Source organism: Nostoc sp. DedQUE09 (assembly GCF_034530915.1).
Taxonomy (GTDB): Bacteria; Cyanobacteriota; Cyanobacteriia; order Cyanobacteriales; family Nostocaceae; genus Nostoc.
In genome coordinates this window covers 61,956-77,352 of record NZ_JAVRCE010000006.1, presented here as the reverse complement: position 1 = coordinate 77,352, position 15,397 = coordinate 61,956, and the positions used below count along the sequence as shown (strand labels likewise).

The 15,397-nt window shown below is 41.7% G+C and carries 21 protein-coding genes and 1 pseudogene; 19 read left to right on the top strand and 3 right to left on the bottom strand.

All coding sequences use genetic code 11. The features are described 5' to 3' along the window. The first annotated feature begins 29 nt into the window (after positions 1-29). From RMY27_RS05820 to RMY27_RS05740, 17 genes are all read left to right on the top strand, one after another. A complete protein-coding gene (locus RMY27_RS05820) occupies positions 30-1,652 on the top strand; it encodes an AAA family ATPase (protein WP_322661263.1) in 1,623 nt (540 codons plus the stop codon). Between the two features lie 83 nt (positions 1,653-1,735). Next, complete coding sequence (locus RMY27_RS05815) at positions 1,736-2,083, top strand: hypothetical protein (protein ID WP_322661261.1); 348 nt, start codon at positions 1,736-1,738, stop codon at positions 2,081-2,083. Between the two features lie 13 nt (positions 2,084-2,096). Continuing rightward, positions 2,097-2,657 (top strand): WGR domain-containing protein, encoded by a 561-nt coding sequence (locus RMY27_RS05810; RefSeq protein ID WP_322661259.1) that lies wholly within the window; start codon positions 2,097-2,099, stop codon positions 2,655-2,657. A gap of 87 nt (positions 2,658-2,744) precedes the next feature. Further along, entirely contained in the window at positions 2,745-2,945 is a 201-nt protein-coding gene (locus RMY27_RS05805) for a hypothetical protein (RefSeq protein WP_322661257.1), read from the top strand. Beyond that, on the top strand, positions 2,942-3,286 hold the full coding sequence (locus RMY27_RS05800; protein ID WP_322661255.1) for a hypothetical protein: 345 nt from the start codon (positions 2,942-2,944) through the stop codon (positions 3,284-3,286). Before RMY27_RS05805 ends, RMY27_RS05800 begins: the two co-directional genes overlap by 4 nt. 14 nt (positions 3,287-3,300) lie before the next feature. Beyond that, entirely contained in the window at positions 3,301-3,513 is a 213-nt protein-coding gene (locus RMY27_RS05795) for a hypothetical protein (RefSeq protein ID WP_322661253.1), read from the top strand. Positions 3,514-3,520: 7 nt separating this feature from the next. Continuing rightward, entirely contained in the window at positions 3,521-3,760 is a 240-nt protein-coding gene (locus RMY27_RS05790) for a hypothetical protein (protein ID WP_322661251.1), read from the top strand. Further along, positions 3,744-3,905: a hypothetical protein gene (locus RMY27_RS05785; RefSeq protein ID WP_322661249.1), complete on the top strand. Its 162-nt coding sequence runs from the start codon at positions 3,744-3,746 to the stop codon at positions 3,903-3,905. The genes RMY27_RS05790 and RMY27_RS05785 overlap by 17 nt, the downstream gene beginning before the upstream one ends. A 2-nt stretch (positions 3,906-3,907) precedes the next feature. Further along, positions 3,908-4,270 (top strand): hypothetical protein, encoded by a 363-nt coding sequence (locus RMY27_RS05780; protein ID WP_322661247.1) that lies wholly within the window; start codon positions 3,908-3,910, stop codon positions 4,268-4,270. Next, positions 4,267-4,539, top strand: coding sequence for a hypothetical protein (locus tag RMY27_RS05775; protein ID WP_322661245.1), 273 nt, complete (start codon positions 4,267-4,269; stop codon positions 4,537-4,539). The genes RMY27_RS05780 and RMY27_RS05775 overlap by 4 nt, the downstream gene beginning before the upstream one ends. Positions 4,540-4,678: 139 nt before the next feature. Continuing rightward, positions 4,679-4,924, top strand: coding sequence for a hypothetical protein (locus tag RMY27_RS05770; RefSeq protein WP_322661243.1), 246 nt, complete (start codon positions 4,679-4,681; stop codon positions 4,922-4,924). A gap of 118 nt (positions 4,925-5,042) precedes the next feature. Then, positions 5,043-5,663: a hypothetical protein gene (locus tag RMY27_RS05765; RefSeq protein WP_322661241.1), complete on the top strand. Its 621-nt coding sequence runs from the start codon at positions 5,043-5,045 to the stop codon at positions 5,661-5,663. A gap of 163 nt (positions 5,664-5,826) precedes the next feature. Beyond that, positions 5,827-6,237 carry a hypothetical protein gene (locus RMY27_RS05760; RefSeq protein WP_322661239.1) on the top strand — a complete coding sequence of 137 codons (411 nt, stop codon included), beginning with the start codon at positions 5,827-5,829 and terminating at the stop codon, positions 6,235-6,237. Between the two features lie 3 nt (positions 6,238-6,240). Then, a complete protein-coding gene (locus tag RMY27_RS05755) occupies positions 6,241-6,678 on the top strand; it encodes a hypothetical protein (RefSeq protein ID WP_322661237.1) in 438 nt (145 codons plus the stop codon). A gap of 544 nt (positions 6,679-7,222) precedes the next feature. Next, the gene (locus RMY27_RS05750) at positions 7,223-8,785 is read left to right on the top strand and encodes a reverse transcriptase domain-containing protein (protein ID WP_322661235.1); all 1,563 of its coding nucleotides are present in this window, start codon (positions 7,223-7,225) and stop codon (positions 8,783-8,785) included. A 138-nt stretch (positions 8,786-8,923) separates the two neighbouring features. Further along, the gene (locus RMY27_RS05745; RefSeq protein ID WP_322661233.1) at positions 8,924-9,286 is read left to right on the top strand and encodes a hypothetical protein; all 363 of its coding nucleotides are present in this window, start codon (positions 8,924-8,926) and stop codon (positions 9,284-9,286) included. A gap of 11 nt (positions 9,287-9,297) precedes the next feature. Then, positions 9,298-11,118: a hypothetical protein gene (locus RMY27_RS05740; protein WP_322661232.1), complete on the top strand. Its 1,821-nt coding sequence runs from the start codon at positions 9,298-9,300 to the stop codon at positions 11,116-11,118. A 49-nt stretch (positions 11,119-11,167) separates the two neighbouring features. Here RMY27_RS05740 and RMY27_RS05735 read toward each other — a convergent pair whose 3' ends face one another. Both RMY27_RS05735 and RMY27_RS05730 read right to left on the bottom strand, forming a co-directional pair. Beyond that, positions 11,168-11,422: a hypothetical protein gene (locus RMY27_RS05735; RefSeq protein WP_322661231.1), complete on the bottom strand. Its 255-nt coding sequence runs from the start codon at positions 11,420-11,422 to the stop codon at positions 11,168-11,170. Between the two features lie 360 nt (positions 11,423-11,782). After that, positions 11,783-12,250, bottom strand: coding sequence for an AAC(3)-I family aminoglycoside N-acetyltransferase (locus tag RMY27_RS05730; RefSeq protein ID WP_322661230.1), 468 nt, complete (start codon positions 12,248-12,250; stop codon positions 11,783-11,785). Positions 12,251-12,528: 278 nt separating this feature from the next. On the opposite strand from RMY27_RS05730, the pseudogene RMY27_RS35450 reads away from it, so the two are divergent. Further along, positions 12,529-12,735, top strand: a pseudogene (locus tag RMY27_RS35450) (BRO family protein); the annotation flags it as partial. Between the two features lie 68 nt (positions 12,736-12,803). Here RMY27_RS35450 and RMY27_RS05725 read toward each other — a convergent pair. Further along, the gene (locus tag RMY27_RS05725; protein WP_322661228.1) at positions 12,804-14,138 is read right to left on the bottom strand and encodes an AAA-like domain-containing protein; all 1,335 of its coding nucleotides are present in this window, start codon (positions 14,136-14,138) and stop codon (positions 12,804-12,806) included. 205 nt (positions 14,139-14,343) lie between these two features. On the opposite strand from RMY27_RS05725, the gene RMY27_RS05720 reads away from it, so the two are divergent. Further along, positions 14,344-15,351 (top strand): tetratricopeptide repeat protein, encoded by a 1,008-nt coding sequence (locus RMY27_RS05720; RefSeq protein ID WP_322661226.1) that lies wholly within the window; start codon positions 14,344-14,346, stop codon positions 15,349-15,351. Positions 15,352-15,397 lie beyond the last annotated feature (46 nt).

Below are 15,397 nucleotides of genomic sequence, written 5' to 3'. Positions count from 1 at the left end.
TTCACAAATGAAGTAGTTGAATAATTGACATGAAACTCTCAAATCTTCTCTCCACACTCGATTCACAAATCCCGATCGCCGCAGTTGATGTCCTGTCCCCCGATGAGGCAACTATCATTCAGTGGCTGACAACCGAAGCTAAAGAAAAACTCAACAGTCCAGTTTTCTTTTGGAACCTGGGAGTATCCAGCCTGGAGCAATGCCTGATTGCACCGGATGGTGGACTGGTGTTTAAGTCAGTGCCAGAGTACAAAAGACCGCCCCACGCTGATCCAATACTCTTCGTTTTCGACTACATCAATAACTTTGATGGTGCTGGGGTGTTTATTCTGGGAGACATACACCCCTTTGTTGGCAAAAATTCCCCACAAATGAGTTGGGAAATCCTTACCAGAGTGAAAAACCTTTACCATCGGCTCAAACCTACAGAAAAACGGATCGTGCTGCTGGGTCAAAACATCGAACTGCACGAAACTCTTGTTAGGCTGATCCCCTGGTGTGAAGTGCCACTGCCTAGTATTGATCAAATTCAAGACCATTTCGAGTCATATCTGGTTTTTCTTGAAGAATCTGCTACTGAGCAGGATGTCACATTTCGAGTGTCCCTGAGTTATGAAGAAAAAGAAACCTTTGCACGGGCAGCGCTGGGATTAACGCTAGAAGAAATCAGTGATTTTTTGCGGCTAACTGTCAAAGAGCGTCTGAGCCGGAATAGTATTTTGATTGATGCCACAGTTACGCCTCTAATAGTCGAGTACAAAACTCGGCTGCTGGCTCAGATGGGAATTGAGTTGGGCAAACCTGCTACAATCCCCTTTGGCGGACTCGATTTACTGCGCGAGTGGCTTCATAAGCGGCGGCGACTGTTCACCCAAGAGGCGCGTGAGCTGCATCTGCCGCAACCCAAAGGCGTATTGTTGGCGGGGCCTCCCGGAACAGGTAAGTCGATTTGCGCCAAAAACATTGCAACCATACTCAATTTACCACTACTCCAACTTGATATTGCGTCCCTCCTTGGTTCTTTGGTTGGTGAATCTGAAGGTAATGTTCGCCGTGCCTTGAAAACAGCCGAAGTGATTGCACCCTGCGTTTTATGGATAGACGAAATAGAAAAAGCTTTGTCTGGTAGCGGCGACACAACGGGTGTTTCCCAGCGAATCCTGGGAAATCTGCTCACATTTATGAGTGAGTGTACGGCTGGCGTGTTTGTTGTAGCTACTTGCAACGACCCGTCAGCACTACCAAGTGAACTCAAAAGGAAGGGACGCTTTGATGAAAATTTTTTTGTTGACTTACCAACCGAACCGGAGCGATGTCAAATCCTGAAAATTCACCTGGAGCGTTTTGGCATTGTGGTCGAAGGCGAATATCTGGAAGCGATCGCTGCAAACACCGCAAAGTTTTCAGGAGCCGAACTGGAAACCCTAGCAGCAGAAGCGGCACTACTGGCGTTTGACGAAGGGCGACCGCAGCAAGTGACGCTGGGAGATTTAGAGAATTGCAGCCATTCCATTACCCCGCTTGCCGTTACTGATGCTGCTGCTGTGGAGCGAATGCAAGCATGGGCATCCACCGCACGACGGGCTAGTAGTCCTGTGGTTGCGGCGAAAACTCAATCGCTACGTGCTGCTAAGTTTCGCAATATGAACTGATGAAAAAGCGATTGTCTCCTGATTTTATGGGGGCGATCGCTTTTTAAAATCCAACAATCAGTTAAAGAGAAGGTGAAAAAAAGATGACAACAGATTTAGTAACTTACTACGGTCAAACAGACTTGATTAACCGACTGGTTGATAATTATGGTACATATTTGGAGAAATTAGACAGAGAAACAAAATTGTTGCTTCGGACGGTGTTAACAAATTATGTATTTATGCGAGAAAGGCATGAGCCGAGCAGTTACACACTAATAGAAGCTTCTAGGGATGCACTTTTTGTCACATTTCTGGGTATGGATACGCCACAACTTTTGGTAGATATTTGCTCACAATTAAATGGGCTAACAACACACGAAGCGGAAACAATACTTGAAGCACTACAACATCAAATTAGATGGGGCAATGCCCAGAAGTTAGCGAGTTAACTGGGTTAAAAACATGGAAATCTATTTAGTGTATGTTGATGCTATCCAGAACAGCAATAAGTTCTGGGCAGCTATTGTCGAAGATGGTAACTTAACAGTGCAGTGGGGCAGAGTCGGTTATAAGGCGCAAACCAAAATCCACACATTAGCCAATCATCAAAGAGCCATTGCTAAATTTCATAATCTGGTAGCAGAAAAGAAATCCAAAGGTTACAGCGAAAGCCAGCCAGAGATTGATGCTAGCCGCAGTGTTGCAGACATTAGACGAGCTATTCAATTGTTGAATATTATCCGTCCGGCTGTTGTAAACATGAATTTTGGTGATAGCTACATATCTGCTCTTAATGAGTATCTGAAAATTGTCCCAACACCTTTGGGGATGCAGATAAATTATCACAGAGTTTACCGCACAGTAGCAGATATTTACTATCAGCAAGAATTACTCAATTCTCTGTTAGCAACTCCTGCACCACAAGTTCCTGTGGTGGCTCTTGGTCATGCCCCTGAAGCAATTACAGAAATCAAGGTTGTCAGTCTCAAGACTATCAGTAAAAACTTCTGGCGACATTTGTAAATACAGAGAGCATGACTAGTTTTTAACTAGTTATGTTCTTAATTTTTCTGCCTAAACACTTACTCGCATTGTCAAAGAGAAAACATTATGCCGAGAAAATCCACTCATCCCGCCCCTGCTGACCATTCCTCATTGTGTCTACAGTATCTCCGTCGTTGTGGGGGTAGCGCTCGATTGTGCAGTATCAACTTTAGCCTCTGTGTCATACAAACATTAGTGAATCGAAAGCTGGTAAAAGTGACAAATACTGGTGCAGGTTTTTTTGTGGAGTTGGATGAAGCAAAATGAAGATCCATAAAATAACTCATCAATCATCTTTGCCTTCAAACACTCGTAATAAATTAGTTCTTCGTCGGACTCGAAAAAGATTTAACCCCAAAGTATTCATTGACCGCACCATAGAAAAAACTGCAATCGCCTCTCTGCTTTTAACTGGGTTTTTAGGAGTAGGAGCAATAGGGTGTTGGGGGCTGGAGATTATTGAGACTAATACTAATTCCAACATAATCATCTCTGGTTGGGAGTACCAGAAAAACAGAAGTCTTGGAGCTATGTTGGTCAGTTTTTCTGCATTCTTGGGCAGTTCTTTAGTGGGAGCAAGCCTCAGTATTCAACGAGATAAATTTTAGGATAGTTAACGGCAATGAAAGAGTACAAAACTAAACATGGCGGCTACAAAATTGAGACTACCGAATCATCAGATGGCACTGTAAATGTTCATGTGGGAAAAACAGGACTGCTAAAAACAACTTGGGCTACTCCTACGACTCAAACATTTGATAATCATACCCAGGCTGTTCGTCACGCCAAAAATGCTATTGATAACGGCGAAATCGATTCAGTTTTTCAAGGTTAAAACACTAATGGAAATCAAGTTAACTACATTAGAGATTCGGACTATCTTACAAGGCTGTCAACATACATTGCGGCTTGTTGGCAGTAGCCGAGATTATCGCAACATTCAGTCTTCGCAGTATTTCTCTACATCAAAAAATGTGGTGCTAAATGATGCGTTCAATATTTTAGGAGAAATAGTGGATGCAATTGATCAGGTGGAGCAAATTAATCAACAAGGAAAACCTGAATATGGAGCAGGAAATTAAAAATGCAGTCGGTTTGCGTAGCCCAGAACTGGTAATAGAGTCAAAATCGGAGCCGGAGCCGGAGCCGGAACCAAAACCAACAGTAACGATTTATGATTTTGCCGCTCTGTTATCTAAGCACGAACCACCCAAAAAACAGCAATAAATATGAAACGACCAGTTTTTCTCTCTTGTATTAGTGCAGTAGCAGCAACAATTATTTGTGGATATTTCGGCACTCAATATCTCGGCAGAAATATCATGTACGTTATTAGTGGAGCAATAGCCGGGACTGGGATCACAGCATTCATGGTTGACCGAATTACTGGTCAAAATGAAATTGACCAAGTTATGTTGCGCCGACCTCGACCTTTAAATAGACCCACCAGTTGTATAGGTTGCAAATACTATCACGGGATCTCTTACAACGGCTCCCCTTTAATTTGTTCTGTTCATCCCAAAGGCATTGAGAGCGCGAAATGCCCCGATTGGCAAGGCTTTCAACTATCTAAAGAAGGAGCAATAACATGACGTTAACCTTAGACAATCGCTCTCAAAACAAAGAATCGTCTCTGACACAAGCATTACGGCAAATACAGCAGTTAAACTCCAAAATTGCTGTGTTAGAGCGGCAGCATCAAGATTATGTGCATCAGCAACAGAATTTGATTGGTGCGATTGCTGAAATCTGTGTTTCTCCAATGCAGGAAGTACAGGCGCTGCGTATTCTGATTTATCGGGGAGAGAGGGAGTGTCGGCGGTACTTGCGTTCAGTGTTGGTTAAACAAAGTCAGGCTTAAAAATGACCATAGGGGAAATCATTTGCCCAGTTCATATAAAAGAGCCAAGCATAAATTAAAGCGATCGCCGCCGGACAAAGAGGCGATCGCTTCTGCCAGAAATGGCAGTTACCCCAAAACTTAACTTTTGAGCTAAAGTATGAGCGCACAAACTGAAGAAATCAAAGAACTTGACCCATTAGTTTTTTGTGAAATTTGGGGATTAAGTTTTGAAGAGGCATCAGGATATTTAAATATTAGAGCCAGAACAATGACAGCTTATGCCTGCAAAAAATCGTCTAGAACTCATCGTCAACCATCTTCGAGAGTAAAAGCTTTAGCCGCAATACATCATAATAAATGGTTGAAAGAAGGTAAGAGTTTTCGCCCCGAAGGAGCTTGGTAAATATCCCACTGAAAATTTCTAAGTTATCAACAAAGTTGTCAACAAAGTTGTCAACTTAGTAGCTTGAACCGCTTGGCGCGGTTTTTTATTATAAAAGAGCAAGGTCAATAGACAGTCAATGGCTCAGTCAGATCCAGCTGTTGATCCAAACGCCCAAGAATTTCCTGTGGATATTAGCGATCGCTTAGAAAAGCTGTTCAGTTTAGCGCAAGCAACCCTCGACAAATCGAAGCTGTTAGGAGGTAGCGGCAATTTGGCAAATATACAGACGGCTGCCATAGAAAGTGTAAGTGAGCAATTACATCTTGCTGGAGTTAGCCGGGAAACGTTTAAAGCGTTCTTGGACATTGTGGCAGGTAAGACTGTTGCCCAAGCATTGGCAGTTCATCAATTTGAGCAAGAGTTATTCGATGAAATAACCAGTGAGCTTGATGTTCGTTCATTGCAGCGAAGGACAGAGCAAGGCTTTGATGAAATAGCGTTTATTTATCAATTGGCCAAAAATCCTGAAATCAGGCAACAAATTACCCAAGAGTACGGGTTAAAGACTGGGGATGAGGTAAAACAACAAGTTCAAACCCTCATAACTGGTGCAACTGTTGGTTTTGACCCGAAAGCATTTTTAGACGAATTAGGAGTGCCGACATCAGAAAAAAAGTCTACACGCCCTACGACAATTCAGGATCTGAAAAATTTGACACGCTCTTTGTTGAGCGAGAAATTCCAATCTCCAGCTTAAAATGGCCCAAGTTATTCAAGGAGAATCTTTTCGGATTCTCAGTCATTTTTTTTCTAGTTTGCATTGGGCTGTCTGTTTACGTTCGTGTTATTAATGCACCACCACCCCAGACAACACAAACTATCGACGGGCAACAACCGTAAAATATTCCGGCTGAGTGGCAATGAAATACCAGAAGCAAGCGATGTTGGGATTATTGGGCATGGGGTTAATCGCAAGTCCTTGGTTATCACAACTGCCAGCCCAATTCAAGACTTACGACAGTGGCATTGCTATTCGTGAGTCTGAAGAACTAGAACGCATTAAAGCCGAGCAAAGGGCAGAAACCGCCGACAAAGTTAACTCTCTTGGAGTTACGCCCTCATTCAGTAAGTTACGAATCAGGAACTATCTAGACTCAAAAAAACGTAACCCAAGACCTGACACTACAGGTTATTTAGAAGATGAGACAGTTTTTGTGTATGACTCAACTGGTTTATGTATTGGACGAATTGAACAGAGGCAATGGAAATGGAAATATCGATTCAAAAATGCTTGTAAGAATTCGCCGCTATTTAAAGATTCATTCAATTGATTTATGAAATATCTCACTCCAAACAAATCTAATTCACAACCAAAACCAGAATCATCACCACAAAAAGAGCCGAAAAAAGGAGGGAGTGACTACTTAGAATTATTAGCTCGGTGGATTGTGGCATTAATCTCACTGCCAGTCATCTTTATCTCACATATCATTGCCCAATTTGTTACCCCAGGCACACCCGGATACAAGCTTGTTGGTGCAATTGGTTTCTGGATTGGCACACTCCTTTCTACTGATAGCATCTGGCAGGTTTTATTTCAGGGAAAACCGATTTTTCCCTGGTTTGAAACTGAATGGGTTGGCTGGTTTGGTTGGTTACAACTCCTATTTAATCCCTTGTTTTGGATTAGCTTTGGTATCTCTGCACTTGTTCAGGTGATGGAAGCTCGGACATTACGTGGTGTGCGGCTCGTTTCTGGTAAGAGCCTCTAGAAACTAGAGGGATATGACCAGAGTACAAATCTAAAGTCACTTTAGAAATGTATAACTGTTCTTTTGATGTAGGTGAGCTAAGTACCCTAGAAAGGCAAGTCCTACCCTTGAGGAGACAAGTGACTCCCTATCTGCCCACAGTGACCGTACTCGGAATTACGGAGGCTGAAGCTGGGAACAGGACGCAACCAGAGCCTAAGCAGGAATGGCACACTGGCGTTAATGGGGGGATGACATGGGTAAACAAGTCCTAGAAAAGTGTCTTAAATGTAAGTTGCAACCTGAACAACAAATGCAGGCTTCATCCTCTTATCCTCACAGTATCTGCCGCGGATAGCTGTAATCTCTGAGGAGAGGATAGGCAAATTGGACTACCCTAAATCATCAATTAATCAAAGGAATGGAACGAGTAAAAACGGTATAAGGGTCTGGGGAAAGGTCGAAAACCCTAGTAGGTAAGACGAGCTACGGAACTCCCTTATATCGGGTAGGACAGAGCGTAACTGCTCTGAGGTATTCAGAAAACATTCAAAGGAGTTAGAGCATGATTAGGCACAGTAGAAATACTAGTGAATCTTGGAAAAATCTCCCCTGGAAGCAATTTCGCAAAGATTTATTCCGCCTACAAATGAGAGTGTTCAAAGCTGTTCGAGTAGGAGACAAGCGCAAGGCTAGGTCACTACAAAAGCTGATTCTGAAGTCCAAAGCAGCTAGGTTTCTGGCGATACGTCAAGTAACTCAGTTAAATGCTGGTAAAAAGACTGCGGGTATTGATGGAAAACTTGCCCTAACACATGAGGAAAGATTCAACCTTGAATTATTACTCAGACAACCCTATTGGTATCACAACAAACTTAGACAGATACCAATTCCAAAGAAGGACGGTTCCATAAGATACCTCAAAGTACCCACTATTGCGGATAGAGCTTGGCAGTGCCTAGCAAAATATGCACTAGAACCAGCACATGAAGCAACTTTTCATGAACATAGCTATGGTTTCCGTCCGGGCAGGAGTGCCCATGATGCCCAAAGACAGGTGTTTCAAAACCTAAACTCAAAAGCCAACGGCATCACCAAAAGAGTCCTAGAACTAGACATAGAAAAGTGCTTCGACAGGATAAACCACACAACCATAATGGATAACCTTATTGCTCCCAGAGCATTAAAGGAGGGAATAATCCGAGCATTAAAGGCAGGAGTAAACCCAGAATTCCCCGAACAAGGTACACCTCAAGGTGGTGTGGTTAGCCCACTTCTGGCAAATATAGCCCTAAATAATATTGAAGAATTACATCAATATCACGGCATCAAGGGACGCAGGGTGACACCTGACACACCAAAGAAGGACATCAAAAAAGCCTGTGTACGCTACGCAGACGATATGGTGTTCTTCCTAAGACCAGAAGACGACGCAGAAGAGTTACTGAATAAAATAAGCCAATTCCTAGCAAAAAGAGGATTAAAGGTAAGCGAGAAAAAGACCAAACTGACCGCTTCGACAGATGGATTTGACTTTCTAGGTTGGAATTTCAAAGTACAACAAAACAGAAAGCTCAAATGTGTTCCCTCAGAGGAAAACTACAAAGCATTCCGTAAGAAAGTCAAGAAAATCGTCAATCACTCGAATTATGGTGCTAAGGTGAAAGCCCAAAAGCTTGCACCTATTGTTAGAGGATGGAGACAATACCACAAGTTCTGCAAAATGGACGGGTCACGGTTCTCACTGTGGTACATGAGTCACAGAGCATTCAGGGTATTTAACAAAGAAACCAAGCAGGATAAAAAATCATCCGTAAAGCTGGCTAAACAAGCCTTTCCTGCCGTTCCTTACTCCGAATTTGCCCATGTCAAAGTAAAAGGGAATAAATCACCCTTTGATGGAGACTTAGTTTATTGGACTGAAAGGAACAGTAAACTATACGATGGAGCAACCTCAAAACAATTAAAGCAACAAAACCATACTTGTGGATACTGCGGTCATAAATTGACCTCAGAAGAAAGGGTACATCTACATCACATAGATGGCAATCATGGAAACTGGAAGACTTCTAATCTAATGGTAGTACATGAAAGCTGTCATGATTATATCCACATGAGCAAAAGATAAAGGGGAATTAACCGATACCTTCATGCGCGAAAACCCGTTAACCAGTTAAAACTAAAGTCACTTTAGTTTGGGGATGATGGAGCAGGTTAAGGAACTTATTATCTAAGAATATCGGAAGCTGGATGAAATGAAAGTTTCATGTCCAGATTTAACAGAGAGGTGCGGAGGGTAATACCTCCCATCGACTCTACCAAAGACCCAAATCAAGCCAAGCATGAGTTTGAGGAATCAAAACAATACACACTCGGCAGTAAACCGAATGGGAATATCGACCTGACAGTGGCATTGTGGGGTGATTACAAGAGGGCTGGCATGAAAGAACGTCATACAGGTGGAGCGATCGCACTATTTTTCTGGGTACTAGACATCACCACCACATTCGTTGGTCGTAATCCTTTCCGTTACACTAATCCAGCCGCAATTTTGGGTTGTTTTGCTTATAACTGTGCCTCAATGATGGCTGGTGAGATTGGTTACAACATTTGGAAATTAACTAAGTAAGAGAAAAGAACATGCAGCAACAAATACCAATACTAGGAACAAAAGAAACGGCACTTTTACGTGGCGATTACCCCAGTATTGAGTATTTGGAAGCTGGGAATACTGCCTCTTGGTTACAGGAGCGTCAAGACCAGTTATTAGTCCGCGCCAAAGATGAGCGTAATGGCATGAATCTTGCTAAGTTCATTACTTTAGCGACGGCGGCGACTGGTGCTGTTTGCTATGCTACATCTCCACTTGCTCCGCTCGGTGCGATGGTTGCAGGAGTGGGGTACTTATGGTCAATTGTTCAGGACTTAAACGATACCCATCAATTTGCACCAATCCCTTTTATACGTGGTGGCTTTTTTGAATTCCTCTCGGCAATGGGAGATAGTGTTGCTAGGGACGAATACTTTGCGAACAAAAATGAACTGGCTGACTTGATGCTGCATCTGGAGCCAATGTCTAAGTATGAGTTTGCCATGCTCAAGCAATCATCTCATGTGGTGTGTGAATACCTGAGCGCTGTTGAGCCAGGAAAAAGATTTTACGCTTACCGTTGGTTACTTGATTGGTTTATTCAGCTACGTGGGCAGTTTCCCACCCGTGAGCAATTGTCTGGGCATTTAGCGCAAGTGACAATTGACCCGCGAGTTAACTACCAACAAGTAACAGTTATTCAAGAGGCGATACAACCACAAAATCTTGGTATCCCACAAGCTCGATTTGCTCAATTACCAAATCATGCTGTGGGAGCAAGGTTTGAAGAGGAAACGGGGCACAGTGCTGGGAGCTTCGGGGAAATTTCTCCCATGCCCTCTGCTAAGGTGCAAAGTGCTTCTTCCCCTCCAGTCAACACCGATATCTCCACCTACACCACTAAACCCCAAGTGCAGTATGACCTAATCGCTCACATTGCTAAAAAAGTTACCAATATGCTTTGGGTTGGTGTCCCTGGTTCTGGCAAAGGCATCACTATTAGCAATGCAATCGACGCTATCAAGCGACTGCATCCTGAAATACACATCTTTTATATTGACCCAAAAGGTGACGAGAAAGAAACCGGTTATTTCAAAGGTCGTGTTGATACTTTTAAACGGGCTAAAATCTTAGAAATGTCTCCGGTCGAAGCCGTTAAATGGGTCAAAGAATGCTTTACCGAATTTCAAAATATCTCTGGCTCCAAGTTGATTATTTTAGATGAAGGTACGGCTGTTTGTTCCAAGTTCAAAAATACCAAGGGTGAAATTGGTTGGCTCAAGGACAAAATCATCTCTTACTGTTCCTGCGGTGATAGTTCCGGTTGGCATTTCTGGATTGTCGTGCAAAATCCCCATACTGACGATTTGGGCATCTCTGGTGGACTGCGATCGCAGTTAACTTCTGTGGCGTTAGTTCATCCTGATAACGTTCCAGCTTACAATGCCATGATTGCCACACAGTTAATCCCCAGCGATCGCAAGATTACTTCAACCCAAGTGATGGAGATTGCTGCACAATCACCAGTCGGTCGAGCAGTTTATTACGGCGGCATCAATGAATGGATACCAATGCCTCTGTTAAAGAATTTCTCTGGTTATGACCGGGATACCAAAAACTTTATTGACTCTGCATCAAGTAATAAGCAAACCTCTCAAGCTGAAACTAAGGAGTCTTGCACACCAACAACCCAAGCTCAACAAATGTTGGCGCTCTTAGAGAAGACGAAAGCTAATTCAATTGATGAGTTTATCCAAACCGAGTTGAAATTAGACGGAGTTCCACCAGAGCTAATCCGTTTGGGAATTGAAAAATTACTCCAAAATTCTCCAATTAAATATAAGTTCAACACTTGGAATAATCAAAACTGAGAATTTACATCAGGAGAAAATATCCAACCGAGCCTTTCATCGGAAAATTTCAAGCCGTTTTGATAATAACCCATTTCGACTTTTTGATATTGTTTAGATATTTGTCAGCGTAGCGGAAAGCTGCTGTCTTATCGTATTTCGCTATATTCAGTGCTTGTAACAATACAGATAAAGGAATTGCAACCTGTGTGAGCTTTTCGGCTAATATTACTGACTCTTCTTCTGTTGCTGCTACTGTTGCTTCTAATGGCTCAAATTTTATTTGCTTATTTATACGGTTATCTAACATTGCAGTATCAGCCATAAATGCACCTTCAAAACTTATATAATGCAGTTTTACTGAAAGGCAACATTGAATGAATCCGTGTTTGTGCGGGACTTATTAATCAGCTAACTTCATGAATCCGCACAATTGCTGTAGCGAGCGCATCTTGATTAAAAATCTTGTTCGCCATCTTTTTCCAAGATGGCAATTAATTCCAGCACTCGCATATTTTCTCCTGTCCAAACTCTATCTAGTAACCGCAAATTTTCATAGGGTTTTCGCACGAAAAAAAACTGCGTTTGATCGCTGATTATGACTCAACCAGGATTTAGAAAGATTGTAAAAAATTGACCCGCTCTCTAGTATGCCCTTCTCGAAAAGCCACTACTCGGATAAGCATTAGGCATTGTCATTGCCGCCATTAACTGGTATGTCGAAATGCAATACGTCTTCGCGCTCGCCCAACTTTGTATAAAGTTTAATGGCTGGATCGTCACCGATATCCGCCTGGACGAAAATGACATAAGCTCCACATGCTGCTGCTACTTCTTGAAGCTTCTGAATTAATGCCGTTGCGATCCCCTGCCGTCGGTGTGCGGCGGCAACAGCTAGATCGTAGATGTAAATCTCGCTGCGCTCCTGCTCGAACTTTTTAAGCTCGTAGGCAGTCAGACCGCCAACGACCTCACCTTCTTTCAATGCGGCGATCGCAATGAAGTAGTCACTATCGAGCAGTTGCCGCAGGTAGTCTGCACTAGGGGGATTTCCATAGGTCTCCACCTGATCGAACGCCTCACCAAAGGTCGCTAATAGAGCCTCCATTAATGCAACGTCCTCTGGCACGATCTGTTGAATGCTTAAGTTCATTGGTATTTCCTAAGCTATATTCCTGCTGAACGGCTAAATTCTGCTCGTTCATACAATATCAGATGAAAGGGCTAAACCCAAAAATCTGTTGATTATCGTTTGCTGTTATGGCTGCGTTTGGGGTGCAGTTATTGGAATTGCGACCTTATTTATCAAGCCCAGCGTCACTTTAACGGCGATTGGGTTGGGTTTTATGGCTGGAGCGTCTGGGAAATTATTGGTTCAAAAAGAGGAATAAATCATGGAGCACAGAATCATTGGTTTAAGCGGCGGATGTCTGCCGATTCTTAAAATTAAAAATTGTTAGTGATGCGTTAGCTAATTTTGTTGAAGATAAAAGGGGTATAGCTAATATCTATATCCCTGCTGATGACAATCCTCAAGGACAAGAAATGCTTGACTTTGCTGAGACGGGGCTTTATCGCCTGATCTTCAAGTCCCGTAAACCAGTTGCAAAGCGGTTCCAACGCCCTTATCTTTCATAAATCGCTGCCTTTTTTAGGGCGCACTAGCAGCCGCTCTCTGCCTTTCTTTTAGTCAAAAAAATACTTGTTTACAAATAAATTTGTAAATACTGATTATATAAATTACAGCTTGGTAATACGCTATTTCCTTGCAATTTTATCAGTCCAAGACTGTGCAATTTAAATTTAGTTACTGTCGGTAGTTTAGCAGACTTATTAATAATTACATCTTTCATTGCATTTGCTAATTCCGGATTCTGCGTAAGAATTAAACTTTGGCGACGTAGATGGTCTGCGTAGATACTCGATGAACTTGTGGGATTTTGTAGGATCTGTGTTAAAGTAACGTTTTTATTGGCTATATGATAAAGGCTAAAACGTACTAGAAATGGATGTCCACCCACTAGCATCATTAATTTTTCAACTTTCGTTTCATCCAAATCTAGTTTATACCTTTGAACTAAGTCCAAAATCTGTTTATTATTAAATTCAGGTAATTCTATAGACAACCCTACATTAAACGGCGATTGATTAATATCAAGAGGAACATAAACTTCTGTAGAATGTACAATCACCAATCGCAGTCTTTTCCAAACCTCTCGCCGTTTGCCTTCTTCGTGTAAAGCGCGTAGCAATCCAAAGAAATCTCGGTAAATTTCGGGATATTCAAAAACTTTATCAACTTCATCCAAACCAAGGGTTAGCGGCTTATTAATTGTTGGTAGTAGATATTCCTCAAAATAGGCTTTACATGCCATGCTACTACCCAACATTTCCGCTAAATCCCAATATTCACTAAGTTTATTGGGGATATCTAAAGCTAAACTAACACTTGCACAAAACCAGCGTAAAAACTTATCTGAATTAACGAAAATCTCTTGGGCTGCAAGTTGGAAATCTAAGATGACGGTACAATCCCCTTGAGAATGGGATTCATTAATAACCCTTGCTAGAAGAGACGTTTTACCCATCTGCCTTGGCGCTTTAATTCTAATTAAAGCACCGGGTTTATGAATTTGTTCATAACATCGTTCTTCGATTGGGGAACGCTTGATATAAAATGGTGAATCTAATGGTACTTGCCCGGATGGATGCTCTAGAGAGTGGGATGAAAATATTTCTTGAGTTTCTTTGTTATTTTCCTCTACAGTGCCTACTAAGGGTGATAAAAATATATTTTTCCCACTTTCTACTGTTAAATCAGTAGTTAAATCAGCAATATCTTGCCATTCCAGCCCTAAAACACGACAAATTTCTCTAAAGTTAAGGTAATCTACAGCTCTGCCATTAAGAAAACTGCTGATAGTAGATTGAGATATTTGCAAATGTTCTGCCAAATCAGTTTGACGAATATAGCCATTACGCGGTAACGCTGACTTTACCTGTGATATTAATTCAGGACGTACTCTAACCGAACGTGGCATTTTTGATATTACAACTGCTCATTTTCTATTTTTTGCAAAATTTTCAAATATTCAATCTCACTACAAAGTCGATACCTACTCGATATACCCCTATGCGAACTCAAGTGTAGTCAAGGTTAAATCGGAGCAGTAGGGATAAGGTTCGAGGTGTAGCCTGTGAACGCTAGTCCTACTTTAACTGAAAATCTTTCCGGATTATATAATTATGAAATTTGCCTTCCCTATACCTTCCTTATTAGCTTATGCATCATCTATTTTACTACTAGGTTTTTCAATACCATTAGTTGCACAAATACCAGATGATAATGCTTCTACTGAGTGTCAAACTCTTAAGCCACTACATCTTAATACAGTAAACGATTTCATAGGCATGGGACACTTTCAAGAGGACTGCCAAAAAGACTCACTCGCTGCGGTTTCTTCTTTCACGCAGGCAATTCGGCTCAATCCTAAAGCTGAAGAACCCTACTACCATCGTGCAAATGCTTACGCTGTAATTGGGAATTACAAAGCCGCAGTGGCAGACTATACTGAAGTAATCAGGCAAAATACAGGTAAATTTGGTTTTAGTCGTCCTGCATATTGGAATAGGGCTAGGGCTTATGAAAAGTTAGGCGAAAGGCAAGAAGCGATTTCAGATTTGACTCAATTAATTGGTGATAGTAGTCCCAATGCTGAGGAGTACTTTTTTAGAGGCAATATGCACCGGGATTTAGGGAACAAAGCAAGTGCAATTGCAGATTATAAAGCAGCAGAAAAACTTTTTCAGCAATATCTAAATGGGGTTTTTGGAACTGGTCAGATGGATTCCAGAAATCAAAATATGTTAAATCAAACCAGAAATGAATTATCCCGCTTGGGGGTAAATATTGCAGTCCCGCAGATTACAACTGGTACTATTTTAAAATCAATCGCCAAAATAGAAGTCGAGCGAGCATTAAATTTAGCACGCTTTCTACCTCAACATCCAACGATTCAGCATTTTGATACTCAACTCCAGGATTTGTATAAACAACTATCCAGCACACAACCGCAAGTAGATAAAAGTGTCTTAAAAAACTTGATAACAAATGCTGCACATGAAAAAATTAACGATTTAAAAATAGAGCGTTCACAAATGCTAATAAAATTTAATCAACAGACTCCGATGGTAAGCTTAATTGATAATCAATCAAATGAATTAGAAGCCTTAATTCGCCGAAATAGGTTTTAGTTATAAGGTATATTACGGTTTGCGTAACATACCTGAAATAATTAAT